The organism is Pseudoalteromonas sp. OOF1S-7 (genome assembly GCF_022347765.1).
Lineage (GTDB): Bacteria > Pseudomonadota > Gammaproteobacteria > Enterobacterales > Alteromonadaceae > Pseudoalteromonas.
The window spans coordinates 1-25,775 of sequence record NZ_JAKRFZ010000015.1 but is presented as its reverse complement, the minus strand read 5'-3'; the positions used below and the strand labels follow the sequence as shown (position 1 = coordinate 25,775).

At 46.5% G+C, this 25,775-nt stretch carries 23 protein-coding genes; 13 read left to right on the top strand and 10 right to left on the bottom strand.

Going from position 1 to position 25,775, the window contains the following annotated elements; all coding sequences use genetic code 11:
* Positions 1-125: 125 nt before the first annotated feature.
* Positions 126-515, bottom strand: coding sequence for a cytochrome c5 family protein (locus MHN33_RS18490; protein ID WP_239400137.1), 390 nt, complete (start codon positions 513-515; stop codon positions 126-128).
* A 236-nt stretch (positions 516-751) separates the two neighbouring features.
* Complete coding sequence (elbB, locus tag MHN33_RS18485) at positions 752-1,402, bottom strand: isoprenoid biosynthesis glyoxalase ElbB (RefSeq protein ID WP_239400135.1); 651 nt, start codon at positions 1,400-1,402, stop codon at positions 752-754.
* 434 nt (positions 1,403-1,836) lie between these two features.
* Here elbB and polA point away from each other — a divergent pair, with 434 nt between their 5' ends.
* The 3 genes from polA (at position 1,837) to MHN33_RS18470 (ending at position 6,123) form a co-directional block, all read left to right on the top strand.
* Positions 1,837-4,590, top strand: coding sequence for a DNA polymerase I (gene polA, locus MHN33_RS18480; RefSeq protein ID WP_239400133.1), 2,754 nt, complete (start codon positions 1,837-1,839; stop codon positions 4,588-4,590).
* A gap of 446 nt (positions 4,591-5,036) precedes the next feature.
* Entirely contained in the window at positions 5,037-5,600 is a 564-nt protein-coding gene (locus tag MHN33_RS18475) for a YceI family protein (protein WP_239400131.1), read from the top strand.
* A complete protein-coding gene (locus tag MHN33_RS18470; protein WP_239400129.1) occupies positions 5,593-6,123 on the top strand; it encodes a DUF1285 domain-containing protein in 531 nt (176 codons plus the stop codon). The genes MHN33_RS18475 and MHN33_RS18470 overlap by 8 nt, the downstream gene beginning before the upstream one ends.
* Before the next feature lie 28 nt (positions 6,124-6,151).
* Here the strand turns inward: MHN33_RS18470 and yihA are convergent, their stop codons facing one another.
* Positions 6,152-6,805: a ribosome biogenesis GTP-binding protein YihA/YsxC gene (gene yihA / locus MHN33_RS18465; protein WP_239400127.1), complete on the bottom strand. Its 654-nt coding sequence runs from the start codon at positions 6,803-6,805 to the stop codon at positions 6,152-6,154.
* 370 nt (positions 6,806-7,175) lie between these two features.
* Here yihA and MHN33_RS18460 point away from each other — a divergent pair, with 370 nt between their 5' ends.
* From MHN33_RS18460 to MHN33_RS18445, 4 genes are all read left to right on the top strand, one after another.
* A complete protein-coding gene (locus MHN33_RS18460; protein WP_239400125.1) occupies positions 7,176-7,808 on the top strand; it encodes a c-type cytochrome in 633 nt (210 codons plus the stop codon).
* 647 nt (positions 7,809-8,455) lie between these two features.
* Positions 8,456-9,106 (top strand): class I SAM-dependent methyltransferase, encoded by a 651-nt coding sequence (locus tag MHN33_RS18455; protein ID WP_239400123.1) that lies wholly within the window; start codon positions 8,456-8,458, stop codon positions 9,104-9,106.
* Between the two features lie 22 nt (positions 9,107-9,128).
* Positions 9,129-9,704, top strand: coding sequence for a Der GTPase-activating protein YihI (gene yihI, locus MHN33_RS18450; RefSeq protein WP_239400121.1), 576 nt, complete (start codon positions 9,129-9,131; stop codon positions 9,702-9,704).
* A gap of 3 nt (positions 9,705-9,707) precedes the next feature.
* The gene (locus MHN33_RS18445) at positions 9,708-10,214 is read left to right on the top strand and encodes a DUF2489 domain-containing protein (protein WP_239400119.1); all 507 of its coding nucleotides are present in this window, start codon (positions 9,708-9,710) and stop codon (positions 10,212-10,214) included.
* Between the two features lie 11 nt (positions 10,215-10,225).
* Here the strand turns inward: MHN33_RS18445 and MHN33_RS18440 are convergent, their stop codons facing one another.
* From MHN33_RS18440 to cutA, 6 genes are all read right to left on the bottom strand, one after another.
* Positions 10,226-11,119, bottom strand: coding sequence for a DMT family transporter (locus MHN33_RS18440; protein WP_239400117.1), 894 nt, complete (start codon positions 11,117-11,119; stop codon positions 10,226-10,228).
* A 171-nt stretch (positions 11,120-11,290) separates the two neighbouring features.
* Positions 11,291-12,631 (bottom strand): acetyl-CoA carboxylase biotin carboxylase subunit, encoded by a 1,341-nt coding sequence (gene accC / locus MHN33_RS18435; protein ID WP_239400115.1) that lies wholly within the window; start codon positions 12,629-12,631, stop codon positions 11,291-11,293.
* A gap of 21 nt (positions 12,632-12,652) precedes the next feature.
* Positions 12,653-13,117 carry an acetyl-CoA carboxylase biotin carboxyl carrier protein gene (accB, locus tag MHN33_RS18430; protein WP_239400113.1) on the bottom strand — a complete coding sequence of 155 codons (465 nt, stop codon included), beginning with the start codon at positions 13,115-13,117 and terminating at the stop codon, positions 12,653-12,655.
* 19 nt (positions 13,118-13,136) lie between these two features.
* Positions 13,137-13,598: a type II 3-dehydroquinate dehydratase gene (gene aroQ, locus MHN33_RS18425; protein WP_239400111.1), complete on the bottom strand. Its 462-nt coding sequence runs from the start codon at positions 13,596-13,598 to the stop codon at positions 13,137-13,139.
* 236 nt (positions 13,599-13,834) lie between these two features.
* A complete protein-coding gene (locus MHN33_RS18420) occupies positions 13,835-15,661 on the bottom strand; it encodes a protein-disulfide reductase DsbD (RefSeq protein WP_239400109.1) in 1,827 nt (608 codons plus the stop codon).
* Positions 15,661-15,981 carry a divalent-cation tolerance protein CutA gene (gene cutA, locus MHN33_RS18415; protein WP_239400107.1) on the bottom strand — a complete coding sequence of 107 codons (321 nt, stop codon included), beginning with the start codon at positions 15,979-15,981 and terminating at the stop codon, positions 15,661-15,663. The genes MHN33_RS18420 and cutA overlap by 1 nt, the downstream gene beginning before the upstream one ends.
* A gap of 173 nt (positions 15,982-16,154) precedes the next feature.
* On the opposite strand from cutA, the gene MHN33_RS18410 reads away from it, so the two are divergent.
* The 6 genes from MHN33_RS18410 (at position 16,155) to MHN33_RS18385 (ending at position 25,087) form a co-directional block, all read left to right on the top strand.
* Positions 16,155-16,661, top strand: coding sequence for an FxsA family protein (locus tag MHN33_RS18410; RefSeq protein ID WP_239400105.1), 507 nt, complete (start codon positions 16,155-16,157; stop codon positions 16,659-16,661).
* 163 nt (positions 16,662-16,824) lie between these two features.
* Positions 16,825-17,112: a co-chaperone GroES gene (locus MHN33_RS18405; RefSeq protein WP_010383739.1), complete on the top strand. Its 288-nt coding sequence runs from the start codon at positions 16,825-16,827 to the stop codon at positions 17,110-17,112.
* Between the two features lie 61 nt (positions 17,113-17,173).
* The gene (groL, locus tag MHN33_RS18400) at positions 17,174-18,823 is read left to right on the top strand and encodes a chaperonin GroEL (protein ID WP_239400103.1); all 1,650 of its coding nucleotides are present in this window, start codon (positions 17,174-17,176) and stop codon (positions 18,821-18,823) included.
* Positions 18,824-19,235: 412 nt separating this feature from the next.
* Positions 19,236-21,560: a TerB N-terminal domain-containing protein gene (locus MHN33_RS18395; RefSeq protein ID WP_239400101.1), complete on the top strand. Its 2,325-nt coding sequence runs from the start codon at positions 19,236-19,238 to the stop codon at positions 21,558-21,560.
* 3 nt (positions 21,561-21,563) lie between these two features.
* The gene (locus MHN33_RS18390) at positions 21,564-22,871 is read left to right on the top strand and encodes an ATP-binding protein (protein WP_239400099.1); all 1,308 of its coding nucleotides are present in this window, start codon (positions 21,564-21,566) and stop codon (positions 22,869-22,871) included.
* Positions 22,868-25,087 carry a DEAD/DEAH box helicase gene (locus MHN33_RS18385; RefSeq protein ID WP_239400097.1) on the top strand — a complete coding sequence of 740 codons (2,220 nt, stop codon included), beginning with the start codon at positions 22,868-22,870 and terminating at the stop codon, positions 25,085-25,087. The genes MHN33_RS18390 and MHN33_RS18385 overlap by 4 nt, the downstream gene beginning before the upstream one ends.
* A 317-nt stretch (positions 25,088-25,404) precedes the next feature.
* On the opposite strand, the gene MHN33_RS18380 is transcribed toward MHN33_RS18385, so the two are convergent.
* Positions 25,405-25,775, bottom strand: a 371-nt coding sequence (locus MHN33_RS18380; protein ID WP_239400095.1) for an integrase core domain-containing protein, incomplete at its 5' end; no start/stop codon positions are given.

The window sequence follows — 25,775 nt, the reverse complement described above, 5'->3', positions numbered from 1 at the left end:
TTTCATTTTTACAATGAGGGGTCAAGTGCAAAATTTTAATAACAATATGGTGATAATTGTCGTGAACTTTGCGACAAGACACGCTATTGAAGGGGATGTTCTATCCATCCCCATTCGGCGATTATTTACTTAATCATAAAGTCGATGGCTGCGGCGATTTCGTCATCACTACAGTCCATGCAAGTACCGCGAGGTGGCATTGCATTGAAGCCATTGATCGCGTGATCAAGCAGTACATCTTTGCCTTTGGCAATGCGGGGTGCCCAGTCATCAGCTGTTTTAGGTGCACCTAGCGCGCCTGTGCCATGACAAGCAAAACAGGAAGCTTGATACACTTGCTCGCCAGTACGTGGGCCAGTCGGGGCAGCGGCAGCAGTATCTTCGGCACCCGCCAGATAGACAGAGCCAACAGACTCAAGGCGCTTTTTAATCGCTTCTTCAGTTAAAGAATTGTCGAATGGCTGTGCGATTGCCGCAGTAGATAGCAATAACAGTGCTGCTGAAAGTTTCTTCATTTACCTTGCTCACTTCAAATTGAACGTGATCTATCACGATGGATGACGGAATTAAGCCGATTATAACGTCACCAACTAATTTATAAAACGTAAACTTGATTATAAGCGACTAAAAAATAAAATTTATTGCGTTAGGGCAAAAAATCATAGGGTGATGATAGTGAAATTACATCCGTGTGGTGGTTTTTTGAACTATCTGCGAAAGATGAGGCGGCCTACTACCGCCTCACCCTGGACTATGCCAGCTCAATGAGTTTTTGAACGGCTTTTTCAATACCGTCGGATGCTTCACTGACAGAGCTTGCCAGCATATAGGCCGGTGTGCTGATCACTTTATGGGTGTCATCGACGACGATGTCAGAGACGCCGCAGTTCACATGGCGGGCACCCAAGGATTCAATCGCCTGTGCGGTTGCCTCGTCATTTCCTATGGTGGCGAGTGTGCCCGATGCATGAATATGGCCAATCAGTGCCGGGGCAATGCACAAATAAGCAATGGGTTTCCCTTGCTGGTTAAACGCCTGACAGCTCGTTTTCACCGCTTCCAGAATACTGGATTGTGCGCCCTTAAAGGCAAAATCAGACAGGTTTTTCGCCACACCAAATCCTCCAGGCAAGATCAATGCATCAAACTCACTGGGATCCAGTGTGGCCAGATCTGCGACCTCACCGCGCGCAATACGCGCTGCTTCAACTCGAACGTTGCGCTGCTCGTCCTGTTCTTCTCCTGTAATGTGATTGACTACATGATGCTGCTGAATGTCAGGCGCAAAGCACTGATAACGCGCTCCCTGACGCTCTAAGTGCAACATAGTGAGTACAGATTCATGGATCTCAGCACCGTCAAAGACGCCACAACCGCTTAAAATGATCGCTACTTGTTTCATCGGGATCTCCCTTTAAGGTCTTTAATTTTCGATATATGCAATTTTGTCATTACGCGAGTTAGAAAAAAATATAAAGGATCTGCTTTGATCTTTGATCGTTTGTGTTAGTATACGCGTCCGCTTGAGAAAAAGCGGTGAATTTATAGCCATTCAAAGGTTGGCTGTAAACTGACTCCAAAGTCACTATCCACAATCTTAGCTTAAAGCATATAAAAGAGTAAAAAGAAATTTCCTTTTATATCCAGTGTCTTACAGTTGAATCCTAGACCTCTTTCTGAGGTGTGGGACGATAGCTCGTGTTTATCTACAAAGTTATCCACAGGGCATCCCCATTTTTCATGGGTTGTTTAGGAGTGTGCCAGACTCGTTTTATGTCCGCCCTTATGGCATGCTAACGCTGATTAAAAACTTCCAATTTTAGGATCCCTATAACTATGTCTCAGATCCCTGAAAATCCGCTGATCCTGGTCGATGGTTCGTCGTATTTGTTTCGTGCCTATCATGCGCCACCGCACCTGACCAACTCCAAAGGAGAAGCCACAGGCGCCATCTATGGTGTTATCAACATGCTGAAAAGCTTGCTCAAGCAATATCAGCCCAGCCATATGGTAGTGGTGTTTGATGCCAAAGGGCCGACTTTCAGAAATGAGATGTACAGCGAATATAAAGCACATCGTCCACCGATGCCGGATGATCTGCGTACGCAGATAGCCCCGATCCACGATATTATTCGTGCGATGGGCTTGCCGCTTGTGAGTATCGAAGGGGTCGAAGCAGATGATGTCATTGGTACTTTCTCACGCCTGGCGTCAGAGCAGCAAAGACACGTACTGATCAGCACCGGCGATAAAGACATGGCTCAGCTGGTCAACGAGCATGTCACGCTGATCAACACCATGACCAACACCATTTTAGATCCACAGGGCGTGGTGGATAAGTTTGGTATCGGGCCAGAACTGATCATCGATTATCTGGCCCTGATGGGCGACAAAGTAGATAACATTCCGGGTGTACCGGGTGTGGGTGAAAAAACAGCGCTGGCCATGTTACAGGGGTTGGGATCGATTGACGAACTCTATGACAACCTGGATAAAATCGCTGATCTGGGCTTTCGTGGCTCAAAAACGATGGCCAAGAAGCTGACAGAGCATGAAGCACAACTGAAGTTATCCTACGAGCTCGCAACCATCAAACTGGATTGTGAGGTTGAACAAGACCTGGAACAATTCAAGATCCAGGAAATGAATAAAGATCAGTTGATTGAGCTGTATGGCCAGTGTGAATTCAAACGCTGGCTGGCTGAACTGCTGGATGGTAAGAGCGCGCCGGAAACGGCCGCAGACACAGAGCAGGACTCTGTGGTTACACCACCGGTTGAGGTGGACTATGAGACCATTTTAGAGCGCGAACAACTGGATCGCTGGCTGGATAAGCTGCGCGAGGCCGAGCTGTTTGCCTTTGATACCGAAACCACCAGTCTGGATTACATGCAGGCGGAGCTGGTTGGTATGAGCTTTGCGGTCGCTGCCGGTGAAGCGGCTTACCTGCCGCTGGGCCACGATTATGTGGGCGCGCCCGAACAGCTCGACAAGCAACTGGTGTTTGAGTTGATTGGTCCGATTCTGGCAGATCCTAAGTATAAGAAGGTCGGGCAGAACCTGAAGTACGACAAGAGTGTGCTGGCCCGAGCCGGACTGGAACTCAACGGTATTGCCTTTGATACTATGCTGGAATCTTACGTATTTAACAGTGTGGGCACGCGCCATGATATGGACTCGCTGGCACTTAAATACCTGGGACATAAAAATATCAGCTTTGAAGAGATCGCCGGTAAAGGTAAAAACCAGCTGACCTTCAATCAGATTGAGCTGGATAAAGCCGCGCCCTATGCGGCTGAAGATGCCGACATCACTCTGCGTTTGCATCAGCACCTGTGGCCGCAATTACAGCAGCATCCAACTTTGGTAAGTGTTTTTGAAGACATCGAGTTGCCACTGATCAGCGTGCTTTCTGAGATTGAGCGCACCGGCGTTAAAATCGACAGCGACATGTTGGCCACGCAGAGCCACAATATTGAAACGCGCCTTAAAGAGCTGGAGCAGGAAGCGTTTGAGCTGGCTGGAGAAGAGTTCAACCTCAGTTCGACCAAGCAGTTGCAGGCAATCCTATTCGAAAAGCTGGCGCTGCCGGTTTTGAAGAAGACGCCTAAAGGCGCGCCATCGACGGCAGAAGAGGTGTTGCAGGAACTGGCCCATGATTATCCGTTACCTAAACTGATCATCGAGTATCGCGGCCTGGCCAAGCTGAAATCTACCTATACCGATAAATTGCCTAAGATGGTAAACGAGCAGACTCAGCGTGTGCATACCTCGTATCATCAGGCGGTGACCGCCACAGGTCGCCTCAGCTCCACCGATCCTAACCTGCAGAACATTCCGATCCGCAATGAAGCCGGACGCCGGATCCGTCAGGCCTTTGTTGCCGATCAGGATCATGTGATCATGGCGGCGGACTACAGCCAGATTGAATTGCGGATCATGGCGCATTTATCTCAGGATGCGGGCTTACTTAAAGCCTTTGCTGAGGGGAAAGATGTCCACAGTGCAACTGCTTCAGAAGTTTTTTCAGTGCCACTGGAAGAGGTCACCTCCGATATGCGTCGTAAGGCCAAGGCGGTCAACTTCGGACTGATCTACGGTATGAGTGCCTTTGGCCTGGCCAGACAGCTGGATATTCCGCGCCACGAAGCACAGCACTATATGGATAAGTACTTTGAACGCTTCCCGGGTGTACTGGAATATATGGAGTCGACCCGAGAGAAAGCCGCAGAGCAGGGCTATGTTGAAACCCTGTTCGGTCGTCGTTTATATTTGCCAGATATTAAGGCACGCAATGGTGCGCGTCGCAAGGCGGCTGAGCGTGCTGCGATCAACGCTCCGATGCAGGGCACAGCCGCAGACATCATTAAAAAGGCGATGATCAAAGTGGCCCAGTGGCTGGCTACACAGCAAGACAGTGATATTAAACTGCTGATGCAGGTACACGATGAACTGGTCTTTGAAGTCAAAGCCGATAAAGTTGCTCAATACAGTGAACATATCTGTCAGCTAATGAGCGAGGCAGCCGAGCTGGATGTCCCATTACTGGTTGAAGCGGACTATGGTGACAACTGGGAACAAGCCCATTAACCTGGGCACAGGTTTGAAAACACGGCCCTGGCCGTGTTTTTTATTGCCCGGACCCCAGTAATGACGGGCCTCACAAATGTATCTGGTGTAACTGGTAGGTAAAAATGTGCAGTCTGATGTTTAAAAAATATCAAATTGGCGCATAACTTGCTTTTGGTGGTTTATTTCGCCTGGGTGATTTGTTACAGTGCGCGCGTCCTCTTCCTGTAGGACATCCTGTTGATGATGTATCTCTCCTAGTGAAGATACAGTGTATTGATAGCTTCTCCCCAGATTGCTATAACGGCTCGCAATGTGAATGGTGCGAGCCGGTTTTTCCTGCTATTTTATCTTTCAAGTTAAGTCCAATTTTAATCGACAGGTTAAGCCTGTATTGCGCGCTATGGCGTTGCATCCGTTCGATGTATGCAGTTAAGATGTCCACTTTCATTTTCAAGGAATACGTCATGCTTAAACCCCTTATTTTTTCTGTTCTTGGCTTATCAGCTCAGTTTGCCCAGGCATGGCAACTGGACGCGACGCACAGCGATGTGAGTTTCACTTCAATTAAGTCGGGTAGTGTTGCCGAGAATCATTACTTTCAACAACTCTCTGGTACGATTAATAAAGCCGGTGAGTTGGAGCTGAGGTTGGATCTGAGCAGCATCGAAAGTCTGATCCCAATTCGTAATGAACGCATGAAAAAAATGTTGTTTGAAGTGGCTAAGTTTCCTGAAGCGAAGATCACTGCGAATGTAAGCCAACACCTCAAAGCATTGAAGCCCGGTGTGCAGATCATCCGTCAGGTACCTGTGACATTGTCACTGCATGGTCAGGTTGCCACACTAAACGTGGATTTGGTGGTCAATAAAGGGGCTCAGCAATTGCATGTGACACCGTTGCATGCCGTTCTGATCAACAGCCGTGATTTTGGCCTGGACACAGGCATTGAAGCGCTGCGAAAGGTTGCTAGCCTGAATCGGATTGCCACGGCTGTCCCTGTCACTTTTAATCTGGTGTTCAGTGAATAAGATTGAGGCGCTGATCTCGCATTACGTGACGCAGCATGCGCCCACCGGGCGCTGGCACGCGGATGAATGCGGGGTTGGGGAGTTTGCCATAGATGCACAAGGGTGCTGGTTCCATCAGGGCGCACCTATTGGTCGTGAAGGGCTCGTCAAGTTACTCGCCAGTGTTCTGTGTTTTGAGCAGGATCAGTACTTGCTCAAATCTCCCAGTGAAACCTGCCCGGTTGAGGTCGCAGACAGCCCATTTGTGATTGTCGCCTGGCAGCATTGCCCAGTGGCACCGACATTGGGTTTGGCAACGACATTCGTTGCGCAGGACAATCTCGGGAGATTATGGCCGGTGTGCAGCGAGTTTCCCTTACAGCTTAAATCTTATCAGGGTCAGCAGGTGCCGTATTTAATGCTCAATTATGGTTTGTCGGCACGAGTAAGTCGGTCGGTCTATTATCAATGGGCAGAGCTGGCACAGTGCCGGGGGGAGGCGTTCATCTTGACATCAGCTGATGAGCCATTTGTGATTGGCTAGGCTGCGTCAGTGGCGCAGCCTGATGTGCTTATTGAGCGGCAGAAGGAGGGTCCTGCTCTGCCTCTTCTTCTTTGACATACGGACCCAAAAACCAGTCATCCAGCTGCCAGGCCAGTTCTTTGAGGCCTAATCCCTTGAGCGACGAAAAAGCGTGAACGGTAATGTCTGCATTCAGCTCTGCCAGCGCTTTTCGGACTTGCAGCACCTCGGCTTTGCGTTTGCCCTGCTTGAGTTTGTCGGCCTTAGTTAGCAGTGCCAAAACCGGAATATCACTGCCTGCAGCCCAGTTGATCAAATCCATGTCCAGGTCTTTAAGCGGGTGACGGATATCCATGAGTACGACGATGCCTTTCAGGCTCTGGCGTTTTTGCAGGTATTCGCCCAGCGACTTCTGCCATTTCTTCTTCATTTCCAATGGCACTTTTGCAAAGCCGTAACCCGGTAAGTCAATCAGGCGCTTGTCGTCGTCGAGTGAGAAAGTGTTAATGAGCTGAGTACGGCCCGGTGTTTTACTGGTCCGTGCCAGTTTTTGATCGGTCAGGGCGTTCAGCGCACTGGATTTTCCCGCATTGGAGCGTCCGGCAAACGCAACTTCAATGCCGGTGTCGGCGGGTAATCGGGAAATATCTGGCGCGCTCGTTACAAACTGAGCACGGTTATACGGCATGCGGGATTTTAGCACTTCGGCTCCTCAAGGGGATTGAACTCGTTATTTTCTATTTTATTATACTTGGTTGCTAATGCAAAAGCCGATAAAATCTTCACCCTGGGTGAGTTTTTACGCTAAGCACTGAAAGGGAACCTTAATCCGAGTCAAATCCCTATAATTTATGTGTTTAATGTGAGCAGAAAACGTGCCAGAGAAATTAATATCGTGTAGACTGTAGCAATTGCAACGTAAAACTCGAGCCCGTTGACTTTGTCAGTGCCAATTAGCGCACATTTTGTAAGCTTGGTCAGTCGGTCTCAAATAAGATTTGCCCACGCAGTGAAAGAAACGAGGCTTTTTCGGCTGGGTTCAAAATTACAGGGTCGGAAACAGAGAATTTACCATGAAAAAAATAGCATTAACTTTAACTATGTTGCTAGGGTCTTTGTCAGCCAGCAACGTCGCGGCATTTGATGGCGATGCGCAAGCCGGTAAAGCAAAGGCTGCAACCTGTGCGGCGTGTCACGGTCCAGATGGCAATGCTCCTGTTACTATATATCCAAAAATCGCTGGTCAGCATGCGGATTACCTTTATAAGCAATTGCAAGAGTTCAAGCTAGGTATGACGTCAGGTGGTAAAAAAGGTCGTATGGATCCTGTGATGAGTGGTATGGCTATGCCTTTATCGGATCAAGATATGAGAGACTTGTCTGCTTATTTCGCGTCTTTGCCAATGTCATCAGGCACAACACCGGAAGATGTGGTTGAAGTCGGCCAGAAGCTCTACAAGGCCGGTGACGCTGAGCGTGGTATTCCGTCTTGTGCAGCATGTCACGGTCCACGTGGTAACGGTACATCTCTGTCTAAGTTTCCTAAAATCTCATTCCAGCACCCGGAGTACATCAAAGCCCAGCTAGAAAAATTCCGTGATGGTGTTCGTAGCAACGATCCAAATGGTATGATGAGCGATATCGCGAAGAAGCTGACAGACAAAGACATCGAAGTGCTATCGAAGTACTTGGGTGGCCTGCATTAAAGTCGTATAGATACAAAGCAGACCCAGTATAAACGCTGGGTATTGTAAAAAAGGCAGCAACTGAGCTGCCTTTTTTTGATCTCGCAGTGTGAGATATGTCTCAACTTTAGTGTGAGATATATGCTTATAGAGCATGTACGACTTGACTTAATTTCATCTTGTGTTCAGTTGTAACCCTTTGTAATAAAATTGGTTTAATGTTGTTCTAAAATATTCAGGTAATAATTTTGTTATTGTTTAGTTGTAACTGTTTCAGATCGGCGTAGATTATTCGTTGTCGCCAGATAATAAAAAAACAGGGACAATTCGTATCGGAAGCGTCGGTGGCAGGATTAAGTATTCACCTTGAATACACAGGATGACCAAGAAAGCGTCAGGAAGACCGACAATAAAAAATGCATTGGAAGTTTGATAACAATAACAATATGGAAAGTGTTCACGGAAGTGACAATAAAAACAAAACGGAAGATACCACAATAAAAATAATAATGACTTAAAAGTCGAAGGGAGAAGTGTCCAGTTTGTGACGCTCAGATTAGTAAGCGGTAGAGAGCAATCTCTGCCGCTTTTTTATTTGTGTGTGCATATTTGTTCACTAATTGATTGCTGTTATAATACGGCCTTTAAGGCATTTCGGTTTATCTCAGTTGCAAAATCCACAGTCATGGCGTTGCGGCCTTTGTGAAGGCGACTCATTAACGCACTACCATCAGGACAAATTCAGAGACTACTGGCAGTGTCAGTGCTGCAAGCTGGTGTCTGTCTCCCCCGAGCAGCGATTAAGCGCTGAGCAGGAAAAAGCCATTTATGACAGCCATGAAAATGATCTGATGGATCCCGGTTATCGGCGATTTTTATCCCGGCTGGCTGAACCGCTGTGTGAGCGCTTACCGGCGGCTCAATCCGGCCTGGACTTTGGCTGCGGACCGGGCCCATTGTTGGCCAAAATACTGACAGAAGCTGGCCATCGGATGGCGCTATATGATTTATACTATGCCAATGATCCCAAAGTGCTGGATCAGCAGTATGACTTTATTACCTGTAGTGAAGTGATAGAACACCTGGCCCAGCCAGGTGAAGTGCTGCATCAGTTGCTGGCCATGCTCAAGCCTGGCGCACCATTGGCATTAATGACTAAGCTGGTAATAGAACCAGCACGTTTTGCAACCTGGCATTACAAAAACGATCAAACCCATATCGCGTTTTTTAGTCGTGAGACGTTTGCCTATATTGCAGAGCAATTTAATACCCAGGTTGAAGTGATAGGCAATGATGTCATCATTTTAACTAAGCGATAGCGAAGAATGAGTAAAGATTAGTATGACGAGAAAGAAAAAATCCCGGAAGGTGGGGAATATAGGTACACCCAGGCTGAGCAAAGAGAAACTCCAGGAGCTCAGGGCACTTAAAGAGCAGCGCACCAAAAAGCATAAAGGTAAAAAGCCGGGTTCACGTAATGCGCAGGAAGCGAAAGTGGAAGAGAGTAAAACCACGGGGAGTAACAAGGATCCGCGTGCCGGCAGTAAAAAGCCAGTTGCGCTGGTGCCTCAGCCACAGCAGGCCAGCCAGCCTAAGCTCAATCGTGATCTTAAACCTCAGGTAGAACTGAAAAAAGTAGCACAGGTTACGTTGACACCGGAGCAGGAATTACAGCAGCTGGAAAATGATGAACGCCTGATGGCCCTGTTAGAGCGTCATGAACGTGGTGAGCTGTTAATGGGCAAAGATGCTAAATACTTCAACAAGTCGGTGGCTCGTCATCAGGAGTTGTGTGAGCTACTGGGTATTGATGATGAGTTTGAAGAAACCGATATGGCTCAGGAAGATGAGCTGGATCAGTGGATGAGCAGTGATCTGGCGGATGAGTGGTTAACAGACGAAGACGAGGAGCGTTAAACTATGTGGATAGCCGCGATTGTGGTAGGCGCGTTGATCATCGCCGGTTTGGCATTTTACGCCGGTAAGCTGTTGTGGCAGCTGAAAGTACAGAAAGACACGATAGCAAAATTGCAGCAGGAGCAAACAGAGAAGCTGGCACGGTCTCGTCAGGAACGCAATGCCAAGCTGTCCGATAGCATCAACCTGATAGCTAAGGCGATGCAGCAGAAGCAGTGCGAGTACTCTGAAGGCTGTCTGCGGGTGTGGGTGCTGATGTCTCAGTACAGCTTTGATGAGGAAATCGAGCTGAGCCAGAGCTATCCGGGCGTGCATGAAATGTACGAGGAAGTCAAAGAAATGCCTACTCATGACGCACGAAAAAAATACAGTAAGAAAGAGATCTATAAGATGGATGCACAGCGCTGGCGTGCTGAAGAGCGTCTTGAGACACAGATCCTGGAAGACTGTGAAAAGCTACTGAGCCGTTTTAAGCCCTTGCCGGGCAGCGAAAATGTGGTCTTTCAGTAGCCATGTATGATCTACTGGGTGTGCTCAGCGCGCCCAGCCAGCAGGGTGGTGGGTGAAAAGCCCGTCACCAGCATAGTACCCGTTAATACCAAAACCATTCCTCCCAGCGTATTGAGTCCAACCTGTTCATCTAATATGAGATAACCCCATACGATCCCAAACAGGGGGATTAAAAAGGTTACAGATAGCGCAGAAACAGCCCCTACCTCTGAAATTAATCGAAAATACAGCAAATACGCGATGCCTGTACAGATCACGCCTAATGCAATAACGGCAGAAATCTCCGTGTTCACTGGCACTGCCCGCATGGGTATGAAAGGAAGCAATGGCAGCAACAAGATGGCCGCGGCCCACATACTGCCATGAGCGTTATCAAACGCGGCGATCTGGGGCGCATTTTTGGCATAATTGCTGGCGATCCCATAACTCACCGCGGCAAGCACACTCGCCAGGACCGGCCAGATCGTCTTGTTCAAAACAAGTGTTTCATCCCAGCCAACCAACACTACAACGCCACCGATCCCCAGCACCATGCCGCTCAGGGACTTGACACTAAGGGGCGACCGATGCCAGAAAAAAGCAATTAAGCCACCCCAGATGGCCGCCGTGGCATTCAAAATTGCCAACATTGAAACCGTCAGGGTTTGTGCCGCATAGGCAAAGAGCACAAAAGGCAGCGCGGTATTGAGCAAACCCAAAATAAAATAGTGGCGAGCATGTAAGCGAAACTGCAAATGTTGCTTCAGATACAAGGCGACCATTAGCAGTGCAAGTGCAGCAAAGCTCACTCTGAACTCGATGAGATAAGCCGGTCCAAATGTAGGCGCAGCAATACGCATAAATAAAAATGAACCGCCCCAGATTGCTGCCAGGCAGAGTAAACGCAAAAAGCTGGTCAATGGCATCCTGTTTCCCTTTGCAGAGTCGTTCTGCAGATGAAATGGGTGATGCTGTTAAAGTGACGCAAGAGAGAGCCGGGTGCAATGAAAAATACAGAGTGAGTTCTGAAAGTGGCTATTTGGAGGCAAGGAGCAGGTAATACACGCAGGGGTTCTTTCACCCCTGCGCAAACAGGCCTACAGACCCAGTTTCTTTTCCAGGTAGTGGATGTTGGTGCCACCGTTTTGGAAGTTTTCGTCCGCAAGAATTTTCTTGTGTAACGGAGTATTGGTTTTTATTCCATCAATCACAAGTTCATTCAGGGCGTTACGTGCTCTGGCAATGGCCACATCACGGTTCTCACCGTAGGTGATCAGTTTGCCAATCATAGAGTCGTAATGTGGTGGGACTGTGTAATCAGCATAGATATGGCTGTCCCAGCGTATGCCCAATCCACCGGCCGGGTGGAAGCGCGTGATCTTACCAGGAGACGGAATAAAGTTCTCCGGATCTTCTGCATTGATACGACACTCAATGGCATGGCCACGGATCACGACATCATCCTGCGTGATAGACAGGGGCTGTCCTGCGGCGATTTTCAATTGCTCTTTGATCAGGTCTACGCCAGTCACCATTTCAGTCACCGGGTGCTCCACCTGGATACGGGTGTTCATTTCAATGAAGTAGAACTCGCCGTTTTCGTAAAGGAATTCGAACGTGCCAGCACCACGATAGCCGATTTCGATACAAGCTCGGGTACAACGATCACCGATGAACTTACGCATTTCTGCTGTAATACCTGGTGCAGGTGCTTCTTCCACAACTTTCTGGTGACGACGTTGCATTGAACAATCACGCTCACCCAGATGGATGGCATTGCCCTGGCCGTCAGCAAGTACCTGTACTTCGATATGACGTGGGTTTTCAAGGAATTTCTCCATGTATACCATGCCATTACCAAAGAATTGTTGTGCTTCTGTTTGCGTCAGCGCGATTGAGTCCAGCAGTTCTTCTTCGCTACGTACAACGCGCATACCACGACCACCGCCGCCGCCTGCAGCTTTGATGATCACTGGATAACCGATACGCTTAGCGATCTGTACGTTGCGCTCATTATTATCTGTCAGCGGACCGTCAGAACCTGGTACACAAGGTACGCCTGCTTTACGCATTGCTTCAATTGCCGATACTTTATCCCCCATCAGGCGAATGGTGTCGCCTTTTGGACCGATAAAGATAAAGCCGCTTTGCTCAACCTGATCGGCAAAGTCTGCATTTTCAGACAGGAAGCCATAGCCCGGGTGAATCGCTACGGCATCAGTGACCTCTGCAGCTGCAATGATACGCGGAATATCCAGGTAACTTTCACTGGCTGCGGGTTTACCAATACAAATGGTTTCGTCTGCAAGTAGCACGTGTTTGAGGTCACGATCGGCAGTTGAATGCACTGCAACCGTTTTAATCCCCAGCTCCTTGCAGGCACGCAATACGCGAAGCGCAATTTCGCCTCGGTTTGCAATGACTACTTTATCTAGCATAGTGTTAACCTTCCAGGGGCATTATTCGATGATGAACAGTGGCTGATCGAACTCAACCGCGTCGCCATTTTCAACCAGAATCGCCTTAACTACACCGGCTTTATCGGATTCAATTTGGTTCATCATCTTCATCGCTTCAACGATACACAGTGTGTCGCCAACATTGACTTTTGAGCCCACTTCAACGTATGCCGCTGCCGTTGGAGAAGACGCTGAGTAGAAAGTACCTACCATAGGTGATTTCACCTGATGACCGACTGGTGTATCGCTGATAGCAGCGGGAGCTTCGGCGGTTGGTGCTGCCGCAGGCGCTGCTACTGGAGCAGGTGCCGCTGTTGGTAATGAGTACTGCTGTGGCTGAGCAATAACCGGTGCGCTGCTGTGACGATTGATGCGTACCGACTCTTCACCTTCGGTGATTTCCAGCTCTGCAATACCTGATTCTTCTACTAGTTCGATAAGTTTTTTGATCTTGCGAATATCCATAACTTGACCCGCCTGTTAGTTAATTTGAGTTATCTTGTTTGCGCAGCTTGGCCACGGCCGCCATTAATGCGGCTTCGTAGCCCAACGCACCTAATCCACATATTACGCCCTGCGCCACATCCGAAAAGTAGGACTTGTGACGAAATGGCTCGCGTGCATAGACGTTTGACAAATGCACTTCATAAAACGGGATGCTGACGCTCAGTAATGCATCTCTCAAAGCAATGCTGGTGTGTGTAAATGCCGCCGGATTGAAGATGATGCAATCAACACGCTCATATTGTGCATGAATATGATTGATCAACTCGGCTTCGCTATTGCTTTGAAAGTGACTCAGCTCGACATCGTAATTTACTGCGCTTTGCGTCAGGTCCAGCATTATGTCTTTTAAGGTCCGGGTGCCGTATTTATCCGGCTCACGTCGGCCCAGCATATTCAGGTTTGGGCCATTCAGGACTAAAATCTTCAAATTTGTAGACATAATGCATGAAATTCCTTTAATTAGAAAACAAAGCCGCTTTTTTTGAAAAAGACCTTGTTAACTTAAGCGTATGCACAGCAAATAGCAAATATTTCTCACGTTCGCGAACTATTATAGAGAGTTCAAGGTAAATAGCAGCAAAATACTGGTCTAATCAGCATAAGAAAAGACGAGACACAGAGGTAAAACTTCAGGCCTCTGTGTCGTGGATAGCGTATCATTCGCCAGTGGTAGGGTTACAGCACATACTGGCGTACTTTTTCCAGGTGAGCTGCAAACTCGTCGGCGTCCTGAAACCCGGTCACGCGCAGTTCGGGGATCTCATTCCCCTGGGCATCAAAGAACAGTATGCTGGGGAGGCCGAAGACGGTAAATGCTTCCATGATCTCTATGGTGGTGTCATTACTTTCGGTCAGATCGAGCTTTAACGTATCGAAGTAGGCAAACTGGGTTTGGACTTGTTCGGTAGGAAAGGTGTATTTTTCAAACTCTTTACAGGCCACACACCAATCGGCATACAGATCCACCATGGCGATTTTACCGTTGCTGTTGGCCTGCTCGACTGCCACATTCAGTGCAGCCAGGTCGTCCAGTAGCCTGAACCCCTGCTTAGTTTCCTGTTGTGCCACGTTGATCTGAGCCGTTCCAGAAGCCGGGAACACCACGCTTCTGGCGGTCAGCAAGCCGACCACAAATAAGCTGGTAGCCATTGCCCAGAGCAGGGTTTTGCCTTTGCCCTGTGTCTGGCCACTTTGCCAGTGATGCAAATACAGGGCGGTCGCCACTGCCAGCACCGATGCCAGTCCCAGAATGATATTAAAGTCGAGGATCCGCTCAAGAAGAATAAGTGGTACAAACAACATGACAAAGCCAAACAGGGTTTTGACCTGTTCCATCCAGCCACCCGCTTTGGGGAGTAATTTACCTCCTGAGGTACCAAGCAGTAACAGCGGCAGGCCCATCCCTAAGCTCAGCGCATACAGTGTCAGACCACCGACCATAAAGTCACCACTTTGAGCGACATATAATAGTGCCGCTGATAATGGCGCCGTGGTACACGGGGATGCGATCAGGCCGGATAAAACGCCCATAGAGAACACACCAACATAATTACCGCCACTTTGTTGGTTACTGATCTCGGTCAGCTTGTTCATCATGCCGCTGGGCAGTTTGATCTCGTACCAGCCGAACATGGCAAAGGCCAGCAACACAAACAGTAAGCTAAAGCTTATCAGTATCGCCGGGTGTTGCAGATAGCCCTGTACCTGGCCGCCAAAATAGGCCACCACTAAGCCAAGAGCTGCATAGGTTACGGCCATGCCCTGAACATAAACAAAAGACAGGCTAAAGGCCTTTTTGGTCGACAAATGTTGCTGACCGGCGATCAGACTAGAGAGGATTGGAAACATCGGGAAGACACACGGCGTAAACGCCAGGCCCACGCCCACCGCAAAAAACACCGCCAGGTTGGTGAGCAGTGATTGCTGCGCCAGTCGCTCCGTGAAGCTCAAATCGTCGCTGCTGTCGGATGAGACCTCGGGCTGGCTGGTTGCTTTGACGGGCGGGCTTGTATCATCGCCGCCACTGACGAGCACCGTTAAAGGCACAGTGATCACTTCGGGCGGGTAACACAGCCCGGCTTCGGCACAGCCCTGATAGCGAATTTTCACCACTGCCCCGTCGGTGATGTTACTGAGTCGGGAGATCACGGCAAACTGATCAAAATAAACTTCGGTTTTACCAAAAAACTCATCCTCGATCATTTCACCCTGCGCGTATTCGGGCACTGAAATGTCAGCCCCTTTGGCGATGATCTCCAGTTTCTTCTTATATAGGTAGTAGCCGGGCGCAATATCCCAGCCGGTAAACAGCACTTTGCCCTGCTGGTCGAAGTCGAACTTAAAAGCTTCTTCGACGGGTAAAAACGTTTGCTGCTTGGGAGCGAGCAAACTATCGAGCACAGTGGCATTGCCTGCCGCCTGGCTGCTGGTGCTCATCAGCATCAACAGAGCGGTCAAAACGGCCAGTATGCCGCTGGGTAAAAAGCGCGTCAGCATTCGCATTAATTCAGTACCTCATCAATCCAGTTAAAATAGTCCCGCGATCCTGCACAAATTTCGATGACCTGTATTTCAGGGACATCATATGGGTGCAGGCGGTGAATGGTCTCCATGACAGCCTCGAGTAAGTTAACATGGGTTTTAATCATTAACTTGTATTCGCTGTCCTGAGTGATCTCGCCCTGCCACACATAGATGGACTCAACGCTTGGCAAAATGTTCACACAGGCCGCTTGTTTATTTGCCACCAGGTGCCTGGCAATGTCACGGGCCTGCACCTGAGTGCCACAGGTGGTCATGACCAATCGGTAAGGCGTCGTCATGGTTATCCTTTCACTTGAGCTAAATTTGCTCTAGTGTAACCAAACACGCAGCCTATCCCAAGCGCTTCACCTGTACTTTCAGCGCTTTGGTCGCGTGCTTTGCTGTGCCGATACACGGGCTTGAAATAAGACCCGAGGACCCATACATCTATTTCAGTTATTTTGGAGATCCTATGTTTAAAGTCCTTTTTCTACTCTTTATTGTTATTCCCATCGCTGAAATAGCCCTGTTATTGCAAGTCAGTGAAGTTATCGGCGGATTTGCCACGCTGGCACTGGTGATCCTGACCGCGGTATTCGGGGCGCGGCTGGTCAAGCAACAAGGCCTGGGTGCCTACGCCAATGTGCAACAACAAATGGCACGTGGACAGTTACCTGCAAGCGATCTGTTTGCCGGTATTTGTGTGATCATTGCCGGTGTATTGCTGATGACGCCGGGGATCATGACCGATGTATTAGGCTTTATGCTGCTCACGCCGGCCATTCGCCAGAAATTAGCTAAGGCGCTGCTGCAACGTGCCACCGTACAAGTGCAAACTGGTGGCATGTTTAGCCAACACAGCACACAGCAACAAGAGCAGCAGTTTGACCCGTTTGCAGGCCGCCCTTCTGATCACGGGCAATCGCAGCGTGATGAGGGGAATACCACGTTAGAAGGTGAGTTTAAGCGCAAGGACTAAAAAAAATAAAAAAAATGCTTGGATTTTGTTTTGCCCATCCCCATAAAGTGAAGCAACTTAGAAATTAATTAGTTAGCCCCTTGTAAACGGTCAAGTTTAAGCGGCAAACATCTTACACTATGTATTCTGTCATTGTTCAGAAACTGTTAGGAGAACTAAACACATGAACATTCGTCCTTTACATGATCGCGTTATTGTTAAGCGTCTTGAAGAAGAAACTAAGTCTGCTGGCGGTATCGTTTTAACTGGTTCTGCCGCTGAAAAATCAACCCGTGGTGAAGTGGTTGCTGTGGGCAACGGCCGCGTGTTGGACAATGGTGAAGTGAGAGCATTGCAAGTTAAAGCGGGCGACACCGTACTATTTGGCTCGTACGTTGAGAAAACAGAAAAAATCGAGGGTCAGGAATACCTGATCATGCGCGAAGATAACATCCTGGGCATCGTAGAATAAGCCCGGTCATCGCACTCAACATTTAACGGTTAATCGAAAAGAATTTAGAGGAATAAATATCATGGCAGCTAAAGAAGTTCGTTTTGCAGGCGATGCCCGCACTAAAATGCTTAAAGGCGTAAATGTACTGGCAGACGCAGTAAAAGTAACTTTGGGTCCAAAAGGCCGTAACGTAGTACTGGATAAGTCATTCGGTGCCCCTGTTATCACTAAAGACGGTGTATCTGTTGCAAAAGAGATCGAACTGGAAGACAAGTTCGAGAATATGGGCGCACAAATGGTGAAAGAAGTGGCGTCTAAAGCAAATGATGCGGCGGGTGACGGTACTACGACTGCAACGGTACTGGCACAAGCTATCGTGAACGAAGGTCTTAAATCAGTGGCTGCGGGCATGAACCCGATGGATCTGAAGCGTGGTATCGACAAAGCTGTGATTGCTGCGGTTGAAGAGCTTAAAGCGCTATCTGTTCCTTGTTCAGACGCTAAAGCGATTGCTCAGGTAGGTACTATCTCTGCAAACTCTGACAACGAAATTGGTGACATCATTGCAGAAGCAATGGAAAAAGTAGGTCGTGAGTCTGGTGTTATCACCGTAGAAGAAGGCCAGTCACTACAGAACGAATTAGACGTTGTTGAAGGTATGCAGTTTGACCGCGGTTACCTGTCTCCTTACTTCATCAATAATGCTGAAAAAGGCCAGGTTGAACTGGACAACCCACACATTCTGTTGGTTGACAAAAAAGTATCTAACATTCGTGAACTGCTGCCAACTTTGGAAGCGGTTGCCAAAACCAGCAAGCCTCTGTTGATCATCGCTGAAGACCTTGAAGGTGAAGCGCTGGCGACTCTGGTTGTGAACAATATGCGCGGCATCGTAAAAGTTGCAGCAGTTAAGGCGCCAGGTTTTGGCGACCGTCGTAAAGCTATGCTACAGGATATTGCTATCCTGACTGGCGGTACAGTTATCTCTGAAGAGATTGGCCTTGAGCTAGAAAAAGCAACGGTTGAAGACCTGGGTACTGCGAAGCGCGTTGTTATCACTAAAGATGACACAACCATCATCGATGGTGCGGGCGAGCAGGAAGGCATTGATGGCCGCGTTGCGCAAATCAAAGCACAAATCGAAGAAGCGACTTCAGATTACGACAAAGAAAAACTACAAGAGCGTATGGCTAAACTGGCCGGCGGTGTTGCAGTGATCAAAGTGGGTGCCGCAACTGAAGTTGAAATGAAAGAGAAGAAAGACCGCGTTGAAGACGCCCTGCACGCAACTCGTGCTGCGGTTGAAGAAGGCGTAGTGCCTGGTGGTGGTGTTGCACTGGTTCGCGTTGCGAGCAAGATTGAATCACTAACAGGCGACAACGAAGATCAGAACCATGGTATCAAAGTTGCGCTTCGCGCGATGGAAGCGCCACTACGTCAAATCGTATCAAACGCGGGTGACGAAGCCTCTGTGGTTGTAAACGCTGTGAAAGGCGGCGAAGGTAACTACGGTTACAACGCGGCTAACGGTCAGTACGACGACATGATTGAAATGGGTATCCTTGATCCAACGAAAGTAACGCGCTCTGCACTGCAGTTCGCAGCGTCTGTAGCTGGTCTGATGATCACCACAGAAGCCATGGTTGCTGAAATTCCGAAGGAAGAAGCAGCTGGTGCCCCTGACATGGGCGGCATGGGCGGCATGGGTGGCATGGGCGGCATGATGTAATAAAAATCGGCCCAAATCGCTTTTTAGAAAAACCCTAACAGTTTGATGTTAGGGTTTTTTTATGTCTTTAATTTGCTAAAGCTTCTTCATCATCGGGGTATAAAGTGGAGTATCGATTTAACGCCCATTTGTTGCTTCTGAATTGGCAAACACCTTTTTTTAGAATTTTTATATAAGCACATTATCGCGAATTACTTGCAAGCGATTGTATTTGAGCCAGTATTAGAGGTATCGACTAGCCGCTGAAAGTTTCTCAGTCAATTTGAGAACAACCTGGCAAGCGCTGGTTACTATAGTCGTAGCCTCAGAGTTGTACTCGAACCTTGTCTAGCTAATTTTGACTTGAGATAGCAACAATAAAAAGTGGCTCATAACCAGCTTATTTAGGTCATAGAATAAATAGGAAACTAAGATGGAATTTGTTATTGGGATATTTATCATTTATGTGATTTATAGATATTTTAAAGGTAAAGGAAATAGTAAACTGAATCTTCATAATTCGGTTCAAAAAAGAACTCTACACCCTTTCTCTGAAACCCCCAAAGCTCCTGTAAAAGAAACGGTCTCGCCTAATATTGCTGTAAGCTCTTCTAGTACCACTATATCGACTATAAATAATCAGGATTCTTGGGATGAAGACGAAGATGATGACTTTGCTACTTTTACTATTCATACAAGCTTTGGCCGAGAGCCAGAAAAAACAACGAATAAGCAAAAAGGCCGATGGATAAGCGAAGATGAACAACTTTCTTTTAATGGAAGACAGTTAACGAAAGGCTTTTTCTACTTTGGTGGAGCAATGAATTCACTTGATGGTTACGGTATAGAACCATCTCTAGTAGATGATAAACGCCCAGCTTCAAGTCCTTCGGTAGATTCAGAAATATATACTGATGAATCCTTAGGGTACTGGCCGAGCTATGCTTCCTTGTCTAAAGGCTGTAGAGGCGCTTATCTAGATTGGCTTGCCTCAGAACGCTCAAACCCCAATACCCCAATTGGTTATGTCTTTATCTATTTCTACGGGTTTGAGAGAAGAATCATCGAAAACAAATCCAATAATCAAGTATCTGATGAAGAGTACATAGCAATATTTGAAGAAGTGCTGCGTCTCAATAGCGTTTTCAACGCAAATCGTTCATTCAGAGGATACTCTGCTAATTTCCTCGAACTAATGGCACTTCAAAAACCCGCCTTATTTGAAGATAGATTGTCAGATATACCAGAAACTAATAATGCATTATCATTCAAAGTTAAACTTGCAACAACTGTAGCCAATGGAAAGCCTGTTACAGCTCCCTTAGCTTTAGAGTGGCTAAAAAATACATTCGAGTATTCCCTAAAAACTCCGGCCCGTAGATGTGAAGAAGAGTTTAGCCAGCTTTTCCAAATCAGATTTTCTGACAAGTTTGGCGAAGGAATTTTCGTAAAACCCAATAAAACTAAACTGCGACTTTCATACCATGCGGCAAGTAATGGTGTGCATGGGGTTGATTTGGATTTGGGTGACTTACCTGACCCAAGTATTCTCAAAGGCCCAATTAAAAAGCTCATTCCTATTGCCGAGCAATGTACAGAAGAGCTGAGCAGCTATAGCCGTTACTTAGGAAAAGCAGAAACCTCAAGGAGTGACATTGCAGCGTTGATGTTATTACCTAAAGAACTGGCAAACGAAGTAAACTCACCAGTTATAGAAACATTTAAGTCTTGGGCAAATCAGATAATTAGTTCGAATGATGGACTAACCACAGTCAAAGAATTCTGGACTCATACAGGTACGCCTCTCCCTAAGGCGTTTAATAAAAAAGAAAATGAACTAGTTGCTAACTTAGCTGCTAAGGCTGAAATAGGTATTGCGCCAGACCAACGTTTTCATCATGCGAAATTAAAAATCGATGACAACATTGTGCTCTTCTCACCGGGCCATGGAGAGTTTTTTGAGCCAAGCTCGGCATTCAACCAAGTAAGTTTAGCAATTAGGTTAGGGGCAATGGTCGCAACAATAGACGGCACTGTAGATCATCATGAAAAAATCGCCTTACAAACGTTGATAAACCATGATGACAAACTCTCTCCTTCTGAAAAGAACTCGTTAAATGCATATTTAACTTGGCGTCTAAATGCCCCTGTAAATAATACCGGCTTGAAAGCTAGGATTGAAAAACTCGGCGTTCCACAGGTGGAATTCTTGAAAAGATTCATGCTTTCTATCGCTCTTGCTGATGGAAAAATCGATGCTTCTGAAATTAAGCAAATTGAAAAATTATATACCTCGTTAGGCTTAGATAAATCACTCGTTACAAGTGACATTCATGCGTATGCCTCCAGTAAACAACCTATTTCTGCCACATCTAAAGACGCTTCAATTGATAAAAGTACCTTTCAGTTGGATGAAGGTATTCTGGCTATGCATGAAAGTGACACCAACGATGCAAAGAGTATGCTGGAGAGTATATTTGCCGTTGATGAAGAAGCTGAACTGGAAGTGATCCCCACAGCTGATGTCAATGAAGAAGGCTTAGATAGCCCTTACAAAGAACTTTTTGAAACTTTGATAGCTAAAGAGTCGTGGCCACGTAAAGAAGTTCATGAATTGTGCAGCAAACTTAACATAATGGTTGATGGCGCATTAGAAACTATTAATGACTGGGCTTATGACAAAGTCGATGCGCCAGTTCTAGATGACGATGGTGATATCTATGTCGATCTAGAAATCGTAGAAGAATTGAAGGGATAAACAATGGTTGCAAAAAGAATACGAGCTAAAGAAAGGGATGCAATTATCCAATCTCTGAAGTCAGGTGTGACTCCTAAGATTGGAATCCAGCATATCCAAGTTGGTCGAGTAAATGAATTAAAAGCTCTGATCCAAGACATTGATCGGATCTCAGATGGAGGTTCAGCTTTCAGGCTCATTATCGGCGATTATGGTTCTGGTAAAACATTCTTTTTAAGTGTTGTACGTGCTATTGCTCTAGAGAATAAGCTTGTAACCGTCAATGCAGACTTATCTCCTGATAGACGTATTCATGCATCGGCTGGTCAAGCTAGAAACCTTTACTCTGAGCTAATGCGTAACATGGCGACTCGCAACAAACCTGATGGTAATGCTTTAACCAGTGTAGTTGAAAAGTTCATCACAGAAGCGATGAAAGAAGCTGATACTTCAGGAAAAAGTATAAATTCAATTATCCATGAAAAATTAGCATCACTTTCTGAACTCGTTGGCGGTTATGATTTTGCTAAAGTTATTGAGGCTTATTGGATAGGTCATGAGAAAGATGATGAGATATTAAAAGCTAACGCCATAAAATGGTTACGAGCAGAGTATTCAACTAAAACCGATGCCCGAAATGACCTAGGAGTTCGAACAATTATTTCGGATACATCTTTTTATGACGCGCTGAAATTAATGAGTCTATTTGTCAGACAAGCTGGCTACCAAGGGCTTCTAGTTAACTTAGACGAGATGGTAAATCTATATAAGTTGAACAACACCACAGCGAGAACTTCTAACTATGAACAAATACTCCGAATTCTAAACGATTGCTTGCAAGGAAGCGCTGAGCATTTGGGATTCCTTCTCGGCGGGACCCCTGAGTTTTTGCTAGATCCACGTAAAGGCTTGTATAGCTATGAAGCACTACAATCTAGATTGGCAGATAACAGCTTTGCTAAACAAGCGGGCGTGATTGATTATTCGTCACCAGCGCTACACCTCGCTAGCTTAACCCCTGAAGAACTTTATATTTTGCTTAAAAACTTGCGTCATGTTTATGCTGAAGGTGACGAAGCGAAGTACTTGGTTCCAGACGAATCTCTCAAAGCGTTCTTACAGCATTGCAGCCAAACTATAGGGGATGCGTATTTTAGAACGCCACGTAACACCATTAAAGCATTTTTAGACATGCTCGCGGTAATCGACCAAAACCCGCAAATTGCATGGTATAGTCTAATCTCATCAGTAGCAATTAATGAAGATAAGCCTTCCGATGTTGAACTCGAAACAGAGGACAATGAAGATGGATTTGCTGACTTCAAACTATGATTGATGAACATGAAAAATTAGACCATCGGATTCAGCGCTGGATATTCAAACAAGGTTGGACTGGCTTACGAGAAATACAATGCCTTGCTATTGAACCTATATTGTCTGAAAAGACAGATGTGCTGATCAGCGCTTCAACCGCAGCAGGAAAGACAGAGGCATTTTTCTTGCCTGCGCTCAGCGCTATAGCACCTCAAGAAACGGGCGTAGGTATCCTTTACGTTAGCCCTCTAAAAGCCCTTATAAATGACCAAGATAGGCGCTTAGAAAGTCTGTCTGATCTGTTAGAAATACCGGTTACTCCCTGGCACGGTGATAGCTCACAGAGCCGAAAGAAGAAATTAAAAGCATCACCGTCTGGTGTCGTGTTAATAACACCAGAGTCATTGGAGTCATTACTCATCAGAGACTCTGGCTGGATCAAAGCTGCATTCTCTAATTTGAAATATATCGTTATTGATGAGTTTCATGCCTTTATTGGCTCTGAGCGCGGCCATCACTTACTCTCTTTACTTCATAGACTTGAACACCTTCTCGGAAGACTAGAAACACCAATCCCGAGAGTCGCTTTGAGTGCTACGCTTGGTGAGTTAGAGAAAGTGCCTCTATCACTTCGCCCTAATAGCTCTTTACCTTGCAAGATCATCAAAGATACACATTCGACTTCAACCCTGAAGGTTCAGGTAAAGGGGTATGTCAACCCTGCTAACTTAGAAGCTGAGTCTTCCAATGATGCCGAATATACGATCTGCCAAGATTTATTTAAATTTTGTCGAGGCGGCAATCACCTTGTGTTTGCAAATAGTAGAAGCCGTACAGAAAGTATTGCGGCTACATTATCAGACTTCTGTGAAGAAAAAATTGTACCGAATGAATTTTTTCCTCACCATGGTTCGCTATCTAAAGATCTTCGAGAAAGCTTAGAAAATCGATTGCAACAGGAGCATTATCCTACCACAGCGATTTGCACAATGACTCTTGAACTAGGCATTGATATCGGCAAGGTAAACTCAGTAATTCAAGTAACAGCCCCCCATTCTATTTCAAGTTTACGTCAAAGAATGGGACGCTCAGGAAGACGCGGTGGAGCCTCAATATTGCGAATGCTCATAGCTGAAGCTGAATTGACAAAAGACTCTAGCGTCATCGACAAGCTGAGATTGGAGCTTATTCAATCTCTGGCCATGATCAGACTTCTTATCGGCAGTAAATGGTATGAACCAGCTGATACATCACTTTACCACTTCTCAACACTCCTGCATCAAGTACTTGCGGTTACTGCACAATGGGGAGGAATTAGAGTCGAGCAATTATTTAGTTTGCTCTGTAAAGATGGCCCTTTTCAAAACGTTAATGTTGAAAACTTTAAAGCACTACTTGTCCACATGGGCAAAACAGAACTCATAACTCAGTTAGGAAGTGGTGAATTGGTGCTTGGCCTTTTGGGAGAAAAGCTGACAAGCCATTACTCGTTCTATGCTGTTTTCAAAACGCCTGAAGAGTTTCGGATTGTATGTGGAACAAAATCACTCGGAACGCTGCCTGTAGATTCATTGGTATTGGAAGGCCAGCATATTGTTTTCGGTGGAAAACGTTGGAAAGTAAACGACATAGATAGCGAAAAGAAAGTCATTTATGTGGAGCATGCAAAAGGTGGCAAGCCGCCTAAATTTGGTGGTGCTGGCTTGAACATACATGATGTTGTCCGGCAAGAGATGTTCCAAATATTAAAAGACGGTGACTACAGAATTTCTGTGGGGGATCAGAAAGTCGACTTCGCTGATTCAGCTGCACGAGAACTGTTTGGTGAGAGCGTACGATATTTCGAAGATGCAAAGCTCTCTAGAGAACCACTGCTCCAGGTTGGCAATACTACTTATATATTCCCATGGCTTGGCGACAAAGTTGTAAATACTATAGTTGCCTTACTTATTCAGCATGGATTCGAAGCAGGAGCATATGCGGGCGTCATAGAAGTAGAAAAAGCGACATTAGAAAATGTTCGTTCGATCTTGCTCAAAATTTCTTCAACAGAACTCCCTACAGAAACAGAACTTGCACGACAAGTATCAGGAAAGCGTATTGAGAAATTTGATGAGTTTTTGCCAGAAGAAATTCTCTCTATTGGTTATGGTTCGAAAGCTTTTGAAGGCAGTTCTGCAAGGATATGGCTGAAATTATTTGAAACCTCAAAGGTGATATCGCTCGACGTTTAACATAAGAATGAGAAGGTCAAGCTAATCAATAAAGTCCCCATATACAGCTTCTGGATTAGCAAAAAGTACTTTCTAAAGTGTAAAACAATAAAGAATCTTAAGGCTAGAAGAAGCTACTCAAATGGTTGGGCTGAGTCGCACAACATTGTGGCGTATGGAACGAAAAGGGAAATTCCTTTCGCGCATTCCGCTTAGTAGTAGAAGCGTTGGCTGGCGCTCTGTTGATATCGAAAACTGGATGAAAAACAGATAAATTTATCTGTACTAGCTCAGACTTGACCTGACAGTTACCCGTTTTTCAATCGGTGACTGTCAGCTTAGATTTGGGCTAAATTCTTTTCAACCCAGATCGATTTCCCATCTAATAATGTTTCAAGCGGCGTTCTTCCGCAGCATTTTTTACCTTGATGAGTCCGGTCATTATTGTAGTAATTTATCCACTCGTCCAGGTCCTTTTGGAGCTCTTCCAGAGAACTGTACAATTTTTTGCGAAATGTCACTTGGTAAAACTCTTGAAGTATCGTTTTGTGGAAGCGTTCGCAGATACCGTTTGTCTGCGGTGACATCGCTTTGGTTTTAGTATGGTCTATGTCGTTGATCGCTAGGTAAAGCTGATAGTCATGGTGCTCAACCTTACCGCAGTACTCAGTTCCCCGGTCTGTGAGGATCCTTAGCATAGGCAGCTCGT